This window comes from Streptosporangium sp. NPDC002524, from assembly GCF_040295985.1.
Lineage (GTDB): Bacteria > Actinomycetota > Actinomycetes > Streptosporangiales > Streptosporangiaceae > Streptosporangium.
Genome location: NZ_JBEOWK010000039.1, coordinates 18,727 through 34,394 on the forward strand (window position 1 = coordinate 18,727; position 15,668 = coordinate 34,394).

Below are 15,668 nucleotides of genomic sequence, written 5' to 3' on the forward strand. Positions count from 1 at the left end.
CGCTCCTGATGTCCTCGACCATGGCCGGGATCCTGTTCATCGGATCCCTCGTCGTCGCCCTCGCGCTGGTCCACCGGCCGCTGGGCGACTACATGTACCGCGTCTACAGCGGTACGAGACACCTCGCCGCCGAGCGGGTGATCTACCGGCTCGTCGGTGTGCGGCCGGACGCCGAGCAGAGGTGGGGCGTCTACGCCCGCGCCCTGCTGGCGTTCTCGGCGATCTCCATTTTGTTCCTCTACGGGCTGCAGCGGCTGCAGGACAGGCTGTTCCTGTCGCTGGGGTTCGCCCCGGTGCCCGACCACGTCGCCTGGAACACCGCCGTCAGCTTCGTCACCAACACCAACTGGCAGGCGTACTCGGGCGAGTCGACCATGGGCCACCTGGTGCAGATGTCCGGCCTGGCGGTGCAGAACTTCGTGTCCGCCGCGGTGGGCATGGCGGTGGCGATCGCGCTGGTCCGCGGCTTCGCCCGTAAGAGGACCGACGAGCTCGGCAACTTCTGGGTGGACCTGGTCCGCGGCACCGTCCGCATCCTGCTGCCGCTCGCCGTCGTCGGCGCGGTCGTGCTGCTGGCGGGCGGCCTGATCCAGAACTTCGCCTCCCCGCACGAGGTGACCACCCTGACCGGCGGCACCCAGGCGATCACCGGCGGCCCGGTGGCGAGCCAGGAGATCATCAAGGAGCTGGGCAACAACGGCGGCGGGTTCTACAACACGAACTCGGCCCACCCGTTCGAGAACGCCACCTCCTGGACCAACTGGGTCGAGATCTTCGCGATCTTCCTGATCCCGTTCGCGCTGCCCCGCACGTTCGGCCGCATGGTCGGCGACACCCGGCAGGGCTACGCGATCGTCGCGATCATGGGAACCCTGGCGCTCGCGAGCGTCGCGCTGCTGACCGGGCTGGAGATCGCCCACGGCGGCACGGTCCCGCAGGCGGTCGGCGCGGCGATGGAGGGCAAGGACGTGCGCTTCGGCGTGCCCAACTCCGGCACCTTCGCCGCCGCCACCACGCTCACCTCCACCGGCGCGGTCAACTCCTTCCACGACTCGTTCACCGCGCTCGGCGGCATGCTCACGATGTTCAACATGATGCTCGGCGAGGTCGCCCCCGGCGGCGCGGGCGCGGGCCTGTACGGCATGCTCGTCCTCGCCGTGATCACGGTCTTCGTGGCCGGGCTCATGGTCGGCCGCACCCCCGAGTACCTGGGCAAGCGGATCGGCTCCCGCGAGATCAAGTTCGCCGCGATGTACTTCCTGGTCACGCCGCTGCTCGTGCTCACGGGCACGGCGCTGGCGATGGGCTCGGCCGAGCAGCGGGCGAGCATGCTCAACGGCGGCCCGCACGGCTTCTCCGAGGTGCTGTACGCCTTCACCAGCGCGTCCAACAACAACGGCTCCGCGTTCGGCGGCATCACCGTCAACACGCCGTGGTACGACGTGGCCCTCGGCCTGTGCATGGCCTTCGGCCGCTTCCTGCCGATCATCTTCGTTCTCGCCCTGGCCGGGTCCCTGGCCAGGCAGGCGCCGGTGCCCGTCTCCGCGGGCACGCTGCCCACGCACCGCCCGCAGTTCGTCGGCATGGTCGTCGGCGTGACGGTGATCCTCGTCGCGCTGACCTTCCTGCCCGCCCTGGCGCTCGGCCCGCTCGCGGAAGGAATCCAGTGATGCCCACCCAGACGCTCGAAGCGCCGGGCCGGCCCCCCGCCCCCAAGGACGATAAGAAGGACGGAAAGGTGGGCGGCGGCCTCCTCGACCCCAGGCAGCTGGTCACCTCGCTGCCCGAGGCGGTCAGGAAGCTGAACCCGGCCACGCTCTGGCGCAACCCGGTGATGCTGATCGTCGAGATCGGCGCGGTGTTCACCACGGTGCTCGCCGTGCTCACCCCGTCGTTCTTCGCCTGGGCCACCGTGGTGTGGCTCTGGCTGACGGTGATCTTCGCCAACCTGGCCGAGGCCGTCGCCGAGGGGCGCGGCAAGGCCCAGGCGGCCACGCTGCGCGCCGCCAAGCGCGACACCACGGCGCGGCGGCTGCGCGGGCGCGACTCCGCCGAGTGGGACGTCGTCGGAGCCCCCGAACTGCTGCGCGGCGACTTCGTCGTCGTGGAGGCCGGGGAGATCATCCCCGGTGACGGCGACGTGGTCGACGGCATCGCCTCGGTGGACGAGTCGGCCATCACCGGCGAGTCCGCGCCGGTCATCCGCGAGTCGGGCGGCGACAGGTCGGCGGTGACCGGCGGCACGAAGGTGCTGAGCGACCGGATCGTCGTCCAGATCACCCAGCGGCCCGGCGAGAGCTTCATCGACCGGATGATCGCCCTGGTCGAGGGCGCCGACCGGCAGAAGACGCCCAACGAGATCGCCCTCAACATCCTGCTCGCCGCACTGACGATCATCTTCCTGGTCGCCACCGCGACCATGCAGCCGCTGGCGATCTACGCCAAGGCCCAGAACCCCGGCGTACCGGACTCGCTCGCCCTGACCGGGGACGGCGTCACCGGCATCGTGCTCGTCGCGCTGCTGGTCTGCCTCATCCCGACCACCATCGGGGCACTGCTGTCGGCGATCGGCATCGCGGGCATGGACCGACTCGTCCAGCGCAACGTCCTCGCGATGAGCGGCCGCGCGGTCGAGGCCGCCGGGGACGTCAACACCCTGCTGCTGGACAAGACCGGCACCATCACGCTGGGCAACCGGCAGGCGTCGGAGTTCCTCACCGCCCCCGGCGTCTCCGCCGACGAGCTGGCGACGGCCGCGCAGCTGGCCAGCCTCGCCGACGAGACCCCCGAGGGCCGTTCCATCGTGGTCTACGCCAAGCAGGCGTACGGCCTGAGGGAGCGCGAGCCCGGGGAGCTCGCGCACGCCGGGTGGGTCGGGTTCACCGCGCAGACCCGGATGAGCGGCGTCGACCTCGACGGCCGCCAGGTCCGCAAGGGCGCCGCCACCGCCGTGATGAAGTGGGTACGCGAGCACGGCGGCCACCCCACCGACGAGGTGGGGAGCATCGTCGACGCCGTCTCCGGCTCCGGCGGCACCCCGCTGGTCGTCGGCGAGGTCGTCGAGGGGAAGGCGCGCGTCCTGGGCGTCGTCCACCTCAAGGACGTCGTCAAGCAGGGCATGCGCGAGCGCTTCGACGAGATGCGCAGGATGGGCATCCGCACCGTCATGATCACGGGCGACAACCCGCTGACGGCGAAGGCCATCGCCGACGAGGCGGGCGTGGACGACTTCCTCGCCGAGGCCACGCCCGAGGACAAGCTCGCCCTGATCAGGTCGGAGCAGGAGGGCGGCAGGCTGGTCGCGATGACCGGTGACGGCACCAACGACGCGCCCGCGCTCGCGCAGGCCGACGTCGGGGTGGCGATGAACACCGGCACCTCGGCCGCGAAGGAGGCCGGCAACATGGTCGACCTCGACTCCAACCCGACCAAGCTCATCGAGATCGTCGAGATCGGCAAGCAGCTGCTCATCACCCGCGGCGCGCTGACGACCTTCTCGATCGCGAACGACGTCGCCAAGTACTTCGCGATCATTCCCGCGATGTTCGCGGCGGTCTACCCGGGCCTGGACGCGCTGAACGTGATGCGCCTGTCCAGCCCGCAGTCGGCGATCCTGTCCGCGGTCGTCTTCAACGCGCTCGTCATCGTCGCGCTGATCCCGCTCGCCCTGCGCGGCGTGCGCTACCGCCCCTCCAGCGCGTCGAAGCTGCTCAGCCGCAACCTCTACGTCTACGGCCTGGGCGGCATCGTCGTGCCCTTCGTCGGCATCAAGCTGATAGACCTTCTCATCCAGTTCCTTCCGGGGATGTCTTAAATGGAACGCCTGCCCAGCTGGATCCGCCAGCACCTCGCCGCGCTCCGCGCGCTGCTCGTCCTCACCCTGGTCACCGGGGCCCTCTACCCGCTGGTGATCACCGGCGTCGCCCAGGCCGTGTTCAACGGCGGGGCCAACGGCTCCCTCGTCCGGAAGGACGGGAGGAACGTGGGCAGCGCGATCGTCGGCCAGAGCTTCACCGACGCCGACGGCAGGCCGGTCGGCAGGTACTTCCAGAGCCGGCCGTCGGCGGCCGGTGACGGCTACGACATGCTCTCCACCGCCGCGAGCAACCTCGGGCCCGAGGACGTCGTGGACATCCCGGGGCCCGACGGGAGACAGAGCCTGCTCACCCAGGTCTGCGCCCGCTCCAGGGCCGTCGGGGAGCTGGAGGGGGTGAGCGGCGCCCGGCCGTACTGCACGCCGGACGGGGTGGGCGCCGTGCTGAAGGTCTTCCCGGCCGTCGGCACCCCCACCAGGGCCGTCAGCGTCAACCAGGCCTGCCCCGCGACCCCGTTCGTCGCCGAGTACCTCGGCGTGAGGGTCGAGTGCGGCACGCCCGGCGAGGACTACGCGGCCGGGCGCACCGTCCCGGTCCGGGGCACGGCGAGGGCCGTGGTGCCCGCCGACGCGGTCACCGCGAGCGGCTCCGGCCTCGACCCGGACATCTCCGTCGCGTACGCCGACCTCCAGGCGGCGCGCGTCGCCAGGGAGCGCGGCATGCCCGTGGAGACGGTGCGGCGGCTGATCGCGGCGAACACCACCGGCCGCTCCCTCGGTTTCATGGGAGAACCGGCGGTGAACGTCCTCGAACTCAACCTGGCCCTCGACCGATGAGCAGGGGGCGAGGGCGGCTGCGCATCTATCTCGGAGCCGCGCCGGGTGTCGGCAAGACGTACACGATGCTCTGCGAGGGCCGGCGCCGCCTCGCGAGGGGCACCGACGTCGTCGTGGCCTTCGTCGAGACCCACGGCCGCCCTCGCACCGCGGAACTCCTCGACGGCCTGGAGGTCGTCCCGCGCGCGAGCATGATCCACCGGGGGAGCGCGTTCACCGAGCTCGACGTGGACGCCGTCGTCGCCAGGAGGCCCGCGGTCGCCCTGGTCGACGAGCTCGCCCACACCAACGTGCCGGGCTCGCGCAACGCCAAGCGCTGGCAGGACATCGAGGAGATCCTCGACGCGGGCATCGACGTCGTCTCCACCGTCAACATCCAGCACCTGGAGTCGCTCAACGACGTGGTCGAGGAGATCACCGGGGTGGTCCAGCGCGAGACGGTGCCCGACGAGGTGGTGCGCCGCGCCGACCAGGTGGAGCTGGTGGACATGGCCCCCGAGGCGCTGCGGCGGCGGATGGCCCACGGCAACGTGTACGCGCCGGAGAAGGTCGACGCGGCCCTGTCGAACTACTTCAGGGTCGGCAACCTGACCGCGCTGCGCGAGCTGGCGCTGCTGTGGGTGGCGGGCAAGGTCGACGACCAGCTCGACCGCTACCGCGCCGAGCACGGCATCGCGGGCACCTGGGAGGCGCGCGAGCGCGTCGTGGTCGCGCTCACCGGCGGCCCGGAAGGCGACACGCTGGTACGGCGGGCCGCCAGGATCGCGGGCCGGAGCAAGGGGGCCGACCTGCTGGCCGTGCACGTCACGCGCGCCGACGGCCTCGCCGGGGCCGACCCGGCGAGCACGGCCCGCCAGCGCACGCTGGTGGAGGACATGGGCGGCACCTACCACCAGGTCGTCGGCGACGACGTGCCGGGCGCCCTGCTCGACTTCGCGCGCGGCGTCAACGCCACCCAGCTGGTGCTGGGGGCCTCCCGGCGCGGCCGGTTCGCCCAGATCCTCTCCCGGGGGGTCGGGGTGACCACGACCGCGCGGTCCGGGTCCATCGACGTCCACATGATCACCCACGACGGGGTGCGGCGGGGGCGCGACCGCGCCCCGTCGCGGGCCGCGCTGACCCGCACCAGACGGGTGGCGGGCTGGGTCCTCGCGATCCTCGGGCTGCCGCTCCTCGCCCTGGCGCTGCTCCCCTTCCGCGACAACGTGAACCTGCCGAGCGACATACTGCTCTTCCTGCTCATGGTGGTGGTGGTCGCCCTGGCCGGAGGCATGTGGCCGGCCGTCACCGCCGCCGTCCTCGGCTTCCTGCTGCTCAACTACTTCTTCACGGCGCCGGTCGACCGCTTCACCATCGCCGATCCGGAGAACCTGTTCGCGCTGAGCGTCTACGTGCTGGTGGCCGTCATGGTGAGCGCGGTGGTGGACGTCGCCGCCCGCCGTACGCGGGAGGCGGCCCGCGCCCGCGCCGACGCCGAGGTCCTCTCCACCCTGGCCGGGCACGTGCTCCGCGGCGAGCACGCGCTCGCCTCGCTGCTCGCCCGGCTGCGGGAGACCTTCGGGCTCGCCTCGGTCACCCTGCTGGAACGCACCGGCGAGCAGGGGCCCGACGACCAGTCCGACCCCGAGGCGTGGCGGATCGTGGCCACCGCCGGTGAGACGCCCTGCACCTGCCCGGGGGGCGCGGACACCGACGTGGTCATCGACGAGCGGCTCGTCCTGGCCATCCGGGGCAGGCTGCTGGAGGCGTCCGACCGGCGGGTGCTGGAGGCGTTCGCCGCCGAGGCGGCGGTGGCGCTGCGCCAGGACCGGCTCGCGGCGGAGGCGGAGCAGGCCAGGCCGCTGGCCGAGGCCGACAGGATGCGCACCGCGCTGCTCGCCGCCGTCAGCCACGACCTGCGCACCCCGCTCGCCTCGGCCAAGGCGGCCGTGGAGAGCCTGCGCAACACCGGCATCGACTGGTCGCCGCAGGACAGGGAGGAGCTGCTCGCCACCGCCGACGAGTCCCTCGCCAAGCTGGACCGCCTCGTCGCCAACCTGCTCGACATGAGCCGCCTGCAGGCCGGGGTGCTCGGGCTGAGGCTGGAGCCGACCGCGCTGGAGGAGATCGTGCCGCGCGCCGTCGACGACCTCGGCCCCCTGTCGTCGCGGATCGAGGTGGACCTCTCCGTCGAGCTGCCCGAGGTCGTCGCCGACCAGGCGCTGCTGGAACGGATCCTGGTCAACCTCATGTCCAACGCCGTCCGCTACAGCCCCGAGGACCGGAAGGTCCTCGTCATGGCCGGGGAGTACGAGGACCACGTGGAGATCCGCGTCGTCGACCGGGGCACGGGCATCCCGCGCGACGCCTACGACCGGGTCTTCATGCCCTTCCAGCGGCTCGGCGACCGCGACAACCACACCGGCGTCGGCCTGGGCCTCGCGCTCTCCCGGGGGCTCGCCGAGGCGATGGCCGGAACCCTGCTACCGGACGAGACACCAGGGGGTGGTCTCACCATGATCCTGACACTTCCCGTTTCCTCCCGCGCGCGTGCGCGCCCCGCGGGGGAACCTTTCTCTCGTGGGCGCCTTGCGGGGGAACTTTCCTCCCGGGAGCGTCCCGAGGTGGAACTTTCCTCTCGTGAGCACCTCGCGGGGGGACCTTCCTCCCGGGAACGCCCCGCGGGGGAACCCTCCTCTCGCGAGCGCCTTGCGGGGGAACCTTCCTCCCATGAGCGTCCCGCGGGGGAATCTTCCTCCCGTGAACGCCCTGCGGGGGAACGGCCATGACCCGCGTCCTCGTCGTCGACGACGAGCCCCAGCTCCTGCGCGCCCTGCGCATCAACCTCGCCGCGCGCCACTACGACGTGGCCGTGGCCCCCGACGGCGGCGGGGCCCTGCGCCAGGCCGCCGACTGGCACCCCGACCTGGTCGTGCTCGACCTCGGCCTGCCCGACCTCGACGGGATCGACGTCATCCACGGCCTGCGCGGCTGGACCACCGTCCCGATCATCGTGCTCTCCGGCCGTACGGGGGGATCCGACAAGGTCGACGCGCTGGACGCCGGGGCCGACGACTACGTCACCAAGCCGTTCGGCATCGACGAGCTCCTCGCCCGCATCCGGGCCGTCTCCCGGCGCAGCGCGCTGCACGACGCGGAACTCGCCGAGATCCACGTCGGCGACCGGGTCGTGGACCTGGTCGACAAGACCGTCTCCGGCGGCGTACGGCTCACACCCACCGAGTGGCACCTGCTGGAGATCCTGGTCCGCAACCCCGGCAAGCTCATCACCCAGCGGCAGCTGCTGACGGAGGTCTGGGGGGCCAAGTACCTCAGGGAGACGCACTACCTGCGGCAGTACATGGCCCAGATGCGCAAGAAACTGGAACGGGACCCGGCCCGCCCGGTCCACCTGCTCACCGAGCCCGGCATGGGGTACCGCTTCCAGCCCTGACCGGTCATGAGGGCCTTCGGTCAGGGCCGGCGAGGGCTGACTCCCGTCACGGCCAGGGCGAACAGGCGGCCCGCCTCGGCGGCGGGGTCGGGGTGGTGCTCCGTGGCCAGGGCGATCCCGGTGATCAGGGCGAGCAGGTCGTCGATGGTCACCCCCGGTGCCAGCGCGCCGTCGTCCGCGGCGCGGCGCGCCAGCGGGCCGCCCGCCGCGGTGAGCTGCGCCGAGCAGCAGTTGTCCTGTGCCGCGCCGGGCTCGGCCGACGGGTCGCGGGTCAGCGCGATGGCCAGCCCCCGGATGGTCGCGGCGTCCGCGGTGACGGCGCCCAGCCACTCCAGCAGCGCGGCCCGGGTGTCGGCCCTGGCGGTCAGGTCGCGGGCGTGGGCGCACAGGGTCTCGACCCGCTCGCGGAAGACCGCCTCCAGCAGCGCGCGGCGGGTGGGGAAGTGCCGGCGCACGGTCGCGGACCCGACTCCCGCGACGCGGGCGATCTGCTCCAGGGACGCGTCGGCGCCGTGCGCGGCGATCTCCTCCTCGGCCACGGCGAGCAGGAGCGCGTAGTTGCGCCGGGCGTCCGCGCGCTGGACCGGCATGGCGTCACCTCACATTTGCTAAGTGGCGGGGTCCGCCGTATCTTACCCGAGTATAAACGGCGGGCCCCGCCGTTTAATTAGGGGAGGCTTCATGTCCACCGATCCCGCACCCGTCCTGGTCACCGGCGCCACCGGGCAGCAGGGCGGCGCCACCGCCCGTGCCCTGCTCGCGGCCGGCGTCCCCGTCCGGGCACTCGTCCGCGACCCCGCGACAGACCGGGCGAGGGCCGTCGAGGCGCTCGGCGCCGAACTGGTCACCGGCGACCTCCACGACCGCGACTCCGTGACCAGGGCCGCGGAGGGAGCCCGAGCCGTCTTCTCCGTGCAGATGCCCCCGATGAGGGAAGGCGTCTTCGACTTCGAGGGCGAGCTGACCCAGGCCGCCAACCTGGTCGAAGGCGCGCTGGCCGCGGGCGTGCCGCAGTTTGTGCACACGTCCGTCACCGGCGCGGGGCACCACACCGAGGCCCCCGGCTGGGCAGAGGGCCGCTGGGAGCAGATGGCACCCGTCTTCGCCGCCAAGTCCGGAGCCCAGGACCGGGTGCGCGAGGCGGGCTTCACGCACTGGTCGATCATCAAGCCGGGCTTCTTCATGGAGAACTTCCTGCCGTCCGCGGCGTACCTGCTCCCCCGGGGTGTCGAGGGCGGCCTGGTGACCGTGCTGAGGCCCGAGACCCGGCTCTCCCTCGTCGCGGTCAAGGACATCGGCGTGGCCGCCGCCGCGGCCATCGCCGCACCGGAGCGGTTCCACGAGGTCGAGCTGGAGCTGGCCGGGGAGCATCTGGCGCTGACGGACATCGCCGAGGTCCTCTCCGGCGCGCTGGGCACCGAGCTGGCCGCGCCCGACATGACCGCGGAGGAGGCGATCGCCGCGGGAATGCCGAGGTGGGGCGTCACCTCCCACGAGTTTCTCAACGCGGCCGGTCAGCGCGCCCGCCCGGAGTACGCGCGGGCCCTCGGCATCCCGCTCACGACCTTCGGGGAGTGGGCGAACGAACACCTGCGGGCCGCGGCCTGACGCCGGCCGGGCGGGCGCGAAAGGTCTCCCCGGGGCGCGCCTGACGGCGATCCCCGGGGGTCTCACGCCGCGTGTCGCTCCGGCCTGGCCACGCCGTGAGCCCCCGGCCTCTCTCCGCCGCTCCTCACCGCGCGAGCAGCGGGAGCGCGGGGAAGGTGTGGTCCCGCCACAGCAGCCGCGAGGCCTCCTCCGGGTAGGCGGTGACCGTCGAGGGCGTGTCGAAGAGCTGCGCGAGGCGGTGGCCGGCGTCGTACGGAGGCCAGCCCGGGTCGCCGTGGGCGGCGAACGCCGTCCACGCCCCGCGGATCCGCGCGGACAGCTCCTCCGCCGCGGGGGAGGGCGGGTCGCCGATCAGCGCGGCGGGCTGGCCGCTGCCCAGGTTGCCGAAGACGAGCGGCACGTCCAGGCCGTGGCAGGAGCCGAGGGCGCCGTCCAGCCCCGGGGCGGGCCAGGTCAGTTCGTAGAGGTGGGCCCGGCCACCTCCGGCGATCTGCGCGTCGGCGAGATGAAGGCTCGGCATGCGGAACAGCCAGTCCGCGTTGACCAGCTCGTACAGCTCCTCGTCGGTCGCGGCCGGGAACGCCTCACGGTACCGGCGCGCGCCGTCCGGGCCGGGGGCGAGCGTGCGCAGGGCGGTCTCGGCCCGCTCGTGCGTGACCTGGCCGAGCACGCCGTCGATCAGGCTGAACAACCGGTGCTCGTCACGGGTGTGCCCGACGAGAAGCCCGACCTCCCGGGCGGCGCCGTCGGCCAGCGCCCGCCACGGGGTCACCGGCAGGACGTCGCCGTCGACGACCGGCGCGAACGGGATCGGCCGGTGCGTGATCCGCCCCCAGCGCTCCCGCCGCTCGGCCGTCTTGGCGAAGACCGCGTCGCCCGCGGCGGGCAGCAGGGCCGGGGCGACCGCCGACAGGCCGGACACCGTGGGCCGCACCCCCAGCTCGGCGGCGATGTCGGCGGCGATGTCGGCGGCGAGCTCGGGGGAGAAGAACGTCCCCGGCACGCTCTGCGCGACCGCCCGGTGGAAGAGCCCGGCGGCGCGCGGCATGGCGAGCAGCGCGGCGACCGATCCGCCGCCCGCCGACTGGCCGAAGACCGTGACCCGGTCCGGGTCGCCGCCGAACGCCCGGATGTTGTCGCGCACCCATCGCAGGGCCTCGACCTGGTCGAGCAGGCCCCGGTTGGCCGGGGCTCCGCCGATCTGAGCGAAACCCTCGACGCCGAGCCGGTAGTTGAGGGTCACGACCACGGTCCCGCTCCCGGCCAGGTGCCCGGCGTCGTACTCCGGGAGGCCGGAGTCGCCCATGGCGTAACCGCCGCCGGGGATCCACACCATCACCGGCAGCCCCGCCGCCGGATCCGGTGCCGGAGTCCAGACGTTGACCGTCAGCCAGTCGTCACCGGTGCTGTCCTGGGACCTCCCGAGCACGCCGGACTGCGGGGGCGGCGGGCCGTACGTGACCGCCGGGCGCACGCCGTCCCAGCCGCGCGCCGGTCGCGGAGCGGCGAAACGGAGGGGGCCGACCGGCGGCTCGGCGAACGGGATGCCGCGGAAGACCGCCAGGCCCGCCTCCCGGCCACCACGCAGGACACCGGCCACCGTACGGACCTCCGGCGCGGACTCGGACGGCGTGCTGGATGCGGTGACGGCCATTTCGCGGTTTCCTCTCCGTGCCGGACCGGCCGAGCATCTCAGGGGCCGCCGTCCGCGGGCAAAGCATTTAGCGGGCGGCCCGCGTTGGGTTGATCATGAACGTTTTCCGGGAACGGGTGCGCCGATCGGCGGATCCGGCGGATCCGGCGGACTCGGTCGCGGACGAGCGCCAACATTCTCCGGCGGGCCCACGCACCTGTATGCCGATGCCGGGACCGATGCGACTTGTCGCCGCTGCGTCACTTCCCGATCCGGCAGGCCCGTGCGGGCCCATGCGACGAGGTCGGCGGACTCGACCGTGCTGTCGGTGATCCGGTAGCGGACGTCGAGGTTCGTGCCGGTGCCGGTGCCGGTGCCGGTGGGCCGGAGGACGAGGTCGAGGTGGGCGGTGAAGGCGAGGCCGCCGCCGGGAAGCAGCGAGGAGAGCCGGTAGGCGAGGCGCTCCCCTGTTCCTCATGGCGAGTATTCGCGTCAAGGAATAGTTGTGGACGTGATCGCTGTGGCCCGCGCGACGCACGCCTCGCCGGGGATCCCGGGGAAGGTCGCGGGTCCTTTCCCGGCCCGGGGTGGCCGGAGATGTCACAGGCGGGGCCGCTGTCTCGTCATACGCGGTGCGGGCTACCTTCGATCAAGGAGTGGATGATGAACCTCGCGTTGTGGATCGCCGCCGGACTGCTGGCCGCGGTGGCCCTGGCCGGTGGCGTCAGCAAGACGTTCGTGCCCAAGGAGAGACTGGCCGCGATCCATGGCGGGGGATGGACCGAGGACGTCGGCGTCACCTTCGTCAAAACCCTCGGCGTCCTCGAACTCCTGGCCGCGCTGGGCCTGATCCTGCCCGCCGCGCTCGGCATCGCACCGGTCCTGGTGCCGGTGACCGCGGCCTGCTGGGTGGTGCTGATGGTCGGCGCGATGATCACCCATGGCCGCCGCGGCGAATTCGGTTTCGTGATGCTGAACCTGACCTATCTCGCACTCGCGGCGTTCATCGCGTGGGGCCGCTTCGGCCCCGAGTCCTTCACCGGCTGACCGGTGGTCGATCATCGGGCCCCGGCTCGCCCGGGACCGAGGCGAACGGACGGCCGGGTCGTCTTGTCCCGGGGGTCGGGAGTCGATTGTCGATCATGGAGGGTGATGGGTTGTGAGAATGTTCGCGCACGGGGGCATCGGCGGGAGCGTCAGGTGATGGCGGCGACGAGCGCGGTCAGGCTGGACGTGGACAGGGGGCTGACGCGGTGCCGGCCGGTGAGGCGGCCGTGCCGTCTCTCGTGGTGTCAGGGTCTCAGAGAGGAACCGGCGTGAGCAGGACCGAGGAGTTCCAGGAGCTGCGGCCGCTGCTGTTCTCGATCGCCTACCGGATACTGGGCGGCGTGAGCGAGGCCGAGGACGCGGTCCAGGAGACCTGGCTGCGCTTCGAGGCCTCCCCGGCACACCCCAGGTCGGCCAAGGACTTCCTCGCGGCCACGGTGACCCGGATCTCGATCGACGTGCTGCGCTCGGCCCGCGTCCGGCGGGAGGAGTACGTGGGACCGTGGTTCCCCGAGCCGCTGCTCACCGATCCCTACGAGGACCCGGCGCGGTCGGCGGAGCTGGCCGACTCGGTGTCGATGGCGGCCCTGTTGCTGCTGGAGCGGCTCAGCCCGCTGGAGCGGGTGGTCTTCGTGCTGCGGGAGGTGTTCGACTTCGGCTTTCCCGAGGTCGCGGCGGCGGTGGGGCGCTCGGAGGCGGCGTGCCGCCAGCTGGCGGTGCGGGCGCGGCGCCACATGGCCGCGGGCCGGCCCCGCTTCGAGGCGGACCGCGAGGAGCGGGAGAAGCTGGCGTCGCGGTTCTTCGACGCCCTCCGCGAAGGCGACGTCGCGGGCCTGCGGGAACTGCTCGCCGCCGACGTGTCGATGGTCGGCGACGGCGGCGGCAAGGCCCCGCAGCTGGCCAGGGCCATCGTCGGCGCCGAGAACGTGGCCCGGCTCGCGGCCTCCGTCTTCCCCCGGATGGCCCGGGTCGACGTGACGTTCGAGCGGCACGAGGTCAACGGTCAGCCTGGCGCGATCTTCCGCGACCGGGACGGCAGGGTGCTCCACACCCTGGCGCTCGACGTGCTCGACGGGCGGATCCAGGCGATCCGCCTGGTGATCAACCCCGACAAGCTCGGGCACGTGGGCCCGGTGGCGGACGCCTGGGCGGTCGCCCGCGAGGTGAGGGGGGCACGCCGACCCGGCGAGGTGTGATCGCGCGTGCCCGGTCGCCGCTTCGTCGGCGGCGAGTCGCGTTCCGGCCTCATGTCGCTCCCGGTCGTGTGGCGTGTTCCGATCTCGTGCCGTTCCCGGTCGTATGTCGCGTTTCGGCCTCGTGCCGTTCCCGGTCGTGTCCGGGCCGTCGGCCGTCCCGGTGTTCTCCGGCGCGCGGGTCCCTCACGACATCGTGACGGGGCGGTGCCGGTTTCTACCTCGTGGTGCGTCGGCCCCTCAGGGCGTCGCGTCCCCGCGCCACGATGACGTCGACGGCCTTGACGTCGTCGATGTCGCGGGCGTCGGCCAGCGCCTGCTTGGCCGCGTCGTAGGCGTCCAGGGCCCGGTGCCAGTTGACGTCGTCCCCGGAGCCCTCCACGTCGGCGAGGCGGTCGATCTCCTCGCCCAGCCGCGTCACGTTCTCCTCCTGCGCCCGCCTGAGCTTCTCCAGGCGGGCCGCCCGCCCGGCCGCCTCCAGCCTGGCGGCCTTGCCGCGCCGGCGCCGGCGCGCGACCACCACGACCAGCACCCAGAGCGCGACCAGGCCCGCCAGCGAGAAGAAGATCACCCAGCCGATCCCGAGCCGGCTGGACGACCCCGACAGGTCGGCGTCCTTGGCGAAGTCGGTATCCACGCCAGTGACCTCGGCGTCCACGAAGGTGGCGCCGCGCAGCTCCGTGAAGCTCAGGTCGGCGTCGGTCAGCGTCGCCCCGCGGAAGACCGCCCCCTGGAACTTGCCGCTGCTCAGGTCGGCCCGCTCCATCCTGGCGCCGGTGAAGTCGGCCTGGTCGGCCCTGGCGCTGCCGAACTCCGCGTCGCGCAGGTCGGCGCCGTTCAGCTTCGCCTCCGTCAGGTCGGCGCTGCCGAACTCCGCCCCCGACAGGTCCGCCTTCGACAGGTTCGCCCCGGCCAGCTTGGCGCTGCCGAGCGCCGCCCTCGCCATGCGCGCCCCCGTCAGGTCGGCCCCCATCAGCTCGACGCTGCCGAGCTTGGCCCGCTCCAGGCGCGCACCGCGCAGGTCGGCGCCCTTGAGGTAGCGGATCGTGGCCCCGACGGCCGAGACGTCGCGCAGGATCGCCCGGTCCAGCTTGACGAGGCCCAGATTGACCCCGTCCAGCTTGGCGCCCGTCAGGTCGGCGCAGCTCAGGTCGCGGGGGAACTCGGCGACCGAGGTCAGGTCCCAGCCCGCGTACTTCTGCCCGCTGCCCGGCTCGCACGCCGGGTCGGGGGCCGGCAGGTCCCTGGGCACGCCCTTGCTGCCCGCCAGCCGCGCGCCCGTGACGTCGCCCAGCTCGGCCCCGCCGAGGTCGGCGCCCCGGAAGGTCGCGCCCTCCAGCACCGAACCGCGCAGCTGCGTGCCCCGCAGGTCGGCGTCCCGGAACACGGTCTTGATCATCGTGGAGTTGTACATGCGCGCCTTGGGCGCCTTCAGGCGGGTGAGGTCGGCCCGGCGCATGTCCGTGCCGTAGGCGTCGGCGTCGGTCAGGTCGACGCCGATCAACTTCGCGTCGTCGAACTGGGCCGAGTACGTCTTCGCGCGCACCATCGTGGCCCCGCTCAGGTCGGCCCCCTCGAAGTGCGCGTTGTAGGGGGTCGAGTCGTCCATGGTCGCCTCGCGCAGGTCGGCGCCGCGCAGGTTCGCGTAGTACAGCTCCGCCTCCGTCAGGTCGGCCCCGCGCAGCCTGGCCCCGGCCATCTCGGCGTTCCCGAGGCGGGTGCCCTTGAGCGAGGCGCCCCGCAGGTCGGCCCCGGTGAGGAGGCTGCGCACGAGCACGCCGTCCAGCTTGGCCCTCCGCAGGTCGGCGCAGGACAGGTCGGCGGGCAGCGCGACCCTGGTGAGGTCCCTGCCGGCCAGCCTGGGACCGCTGCCGGGCCTGCACCCGGCCCCGGTGCTTCCCGCCCGGCTGTTCCCCGCGCTCCGCGGGTCTCGCGCGGTCCGGCTGTTCTGGACGGCCCGCGTTTCCTGGACGGCCTTGACGGCCTGGACGGCCCGGGTGTCCTGGGTGGTGTGGGCCGACGCCGCGGGGGCGGGCAGCAGGGCGGCCGACAGGATCACGGTCCCGGCGAGCAGGCGGGTAAGGCTGGACATGTCTCTCTCAC

The 15,668-nt window shown here is 72.9% G+C and carries 11 protein-coding genes; 8 read left to right on the forward strand and 3 right to left on the reverse strand.

Features of this window, described 5'->3' with window-relative positions:
• Positions 1–8: 8 nt before the first annotated feature.
• From kdpA to ABT053_RS39955, 5 genes are read left to right on the forward strand one after another with little or no spacing between them, the layout of a single operon-like run.
• Complete coding sequence (kdpA, locus tag ABT053_RS39935) at positions 9–1,670, forward strand: potassium-transporting ATPase subunit KdpA (RefSeq protein WP_350976652.1); 1,662 nt, start codon at positions 9–11, stop codon at positions 1,668–1,670.
• On the forward strand, positions 1,670–3,814 hold the full coding sequence (kdpB, locus tag ABT053_RS39940; RefSeq protein WP_350976655.1) for a potassium-transporting ATPase subunit KdpB: 2,145 nt from the start codon (positions 1,670–1,672) through the stop codon (positions 3,812–3,814). Before kdpA ends, kdpB begins: the two co-directional genes overlap by 1 nt.
• On the forward strand, positions 3,815–4,651 hold the full coding sequence (locus ABT053_RS39945; RefSeq protein ID WP_350976658.1) for a potassium-transporting ATPase subunit C: 837 nt from the start codon (positions 3,815–3,817) through the stop codon (positions 4,649–4,651).
• Positions 4,648–7,419, forward strand: coding sequence for a DUF4118 domain-containing protein (locus ABT053_RS39950; RefSeq protein WP_350976661.1), 2,772 nt, complete (start codon positions 4,648–4,650; stop codon positions 7,417–7,419). Before ABT053_RS39945 ends, ABT053_RS39950 begins: the two co-directional genes overlap by 4 nt.
• On the forward strand, positions 7,416–8,084 hold the full coding sequence (locus ABT053_RS39955; protein WP_350976663.1) for a response regulator: 669 nt from the start codon (positions 7,416–7,418) through the stop codon (positions 8,082–8,084). The genes ABT053_RS39950 and ABT053_RS39955 overlap by 4 nt, the downstream gene beginning before the upstream one ends.
• Before the next feature lie 20 nt (positions 8,085–8,104).
• Here ABT053_RS39955 and ABT053_RS39960 read toward each other — a convergent pair whose 3' ends face one another.
• On the reverse strand, positions 8,105–8,674 hold the full coding sequence (locus ABT053_RS39960; protein ID WP_350976666.1) for a TetR/AcrR family transcriptional regulator: 570 nt from the start codon (positions 8,672–8,674) through the stop codon (positions 8,105–8,107).
• A 91-nt stretch (positions 8,675–8,765) separates the two neighbouring features.
• On the opposite strand from ABT053_RS39960, the gene ABT053_RS39965 reads away from it, so the two are divergent.
• On the forward strand, positions 8,766–9,692 hold the full coding sequence (locus tag ABT053_RS39965; protein WP_350976669.1) for an NmrA family NAD(P)-binding protein: 927 nt from the start codon (positions 8,766–8,768) through the stop codon (positions 9,690–9,692).
• Positions 9,693–9,816: 124 nt separating this feature from the next.
• Here ABT053_RS39965 and ABT053_RS39970 read toward each other — a convergent pair whose 3' ends face one another.
• A complete protein-coding gene (locus ABT053_RS39970) occupies positions 9,817–11,346 on the reverse strand; it encodes a carboxylesterase/lipase family protein (protein ID WP_350976671.1) in 1,530 nt (509 codons plus the stop codon).
• Positions 11,347–11,988: 642 nt separating this feature from the next.
• Between ABT053_RS39970 and ABT053_RS39975 the strand changes: the two genes are divergently transcribed.
• Together ABT053_RS39975 and ABT053_RS39980 are read left to right on the forward strand one after the other, a co-directional pair.
• Positions 11,989–12,372: a DoxX family protein gene (locus tag ABT053_RS39975; RefSeq protein WP_350976673.1), complete on the forward strand. Its 384-nt coding sequence runs from the start codon at positions 11,989–11,991 to the stop codon at positions 12,370–12,372.
• A 269-nt stretch (positions 12,373–12,641) separates the two neighbouring features.
• Complete coding sequence (locus tag ABT053_RS39980) at positions 12,642–13,568, forward strand: RNA polymerase sigma-70 factor (RefSeq protein WP_350976675.1); 927 nt, start codon at positions 12,642–12,644, stop codon at positions 13,566–13,568.
• A gap of 214 nt (positions 13,569–13,782) precedes the next feature.
• Here ABT053_RS39980 and ABT053_RS39985 read toward each other — a convergent pair whose 3' ends face one another.
• Positions 13,783–15,657, reverse strand: coding sequence for a pentapeptide repeat-containing protein (locus ABT053_RS39985; protein ID WP_350976677.1), 1,875 nt, complete (start codon positions 15,655–15,657; stop codon positions 13,783–13,785).
• Between the last annotated feature and the right edge of the window lie 11 nt (positions 15,658–15,668).

Bases quoted from the DNA above. Each gene is read 5' to 3' on its own strand.
- kdpA (WP_350976652.1), top strand. From the start codon at position 9: ATGTCCTCGACCATGGCCGGGATCCTGTTCATCGGATCCCTCGTCGTC.
- kdpB (WP_350976655.1), top strand. From the start codon at position 1,670: ATGCCCACCCAGACGCTCGAAGCGCCGGGCCGGCCCCCCGCCCCCAAG.
- ABT053_RS39945 (WP_350976658.1), top strand. From the start codon at position 3,815: ATGGAACGCCTGCCCAGCTGGATCCGCCAGCACCTCGCCGCGCTCCGC.
- ABT053_RS39950 (WP_350976661.1), top strand. From the start codon at position 4,648: ATGAGCAGGGGGCGAGGGCGGCTGCGCATCTATCTCGGAGCCGCGCCG.
- ABT053_RS39955 (WP_350976663.1), top strand. From the start codon at position 7,416: ATGACCCGCGTCCTCGTCGTCGACGACGAGCCCCAGCTCCTGCGCGCC.
- ABT053_RS39960 (WP_350976666.1), bottom strand. From the start codon at position 8,674: ATGCCGGTCCAGCGCGCGGACGCCCGGCGCAACTACGCGCTCCTGCTC.
- ABT053_RS39965 (WP_350976669.1), top strand. From the start codon at position 8,766: ATGTCCACCGATCCCGCACCCGTCCTGGTCACCGGCGCCACCGGGCAG.
- ABT053_RS39970 (WP_350976671.1), bottom strand. From the start codon at position 11,346: ATGGCCGTCACCGCATCCAGCACGCCGTCCGAGTCCGCGCCGGAGGTC.
- ABT053_RS39975 (WP_350976673.1), top strand. From the start codon at position 11,989: ATGAACCTCGCGTTGTGGATCGCCGCCGGACTGCTGGCCGCGGTGGCC.
- ABT053_RS39985 (WP_350976677.1), bottom strand. From the start codon at position 15,657: ATGTCCAGCCTTACCCGCCTGCTCGCCGGGACCGTGATCCTGTCGGCC.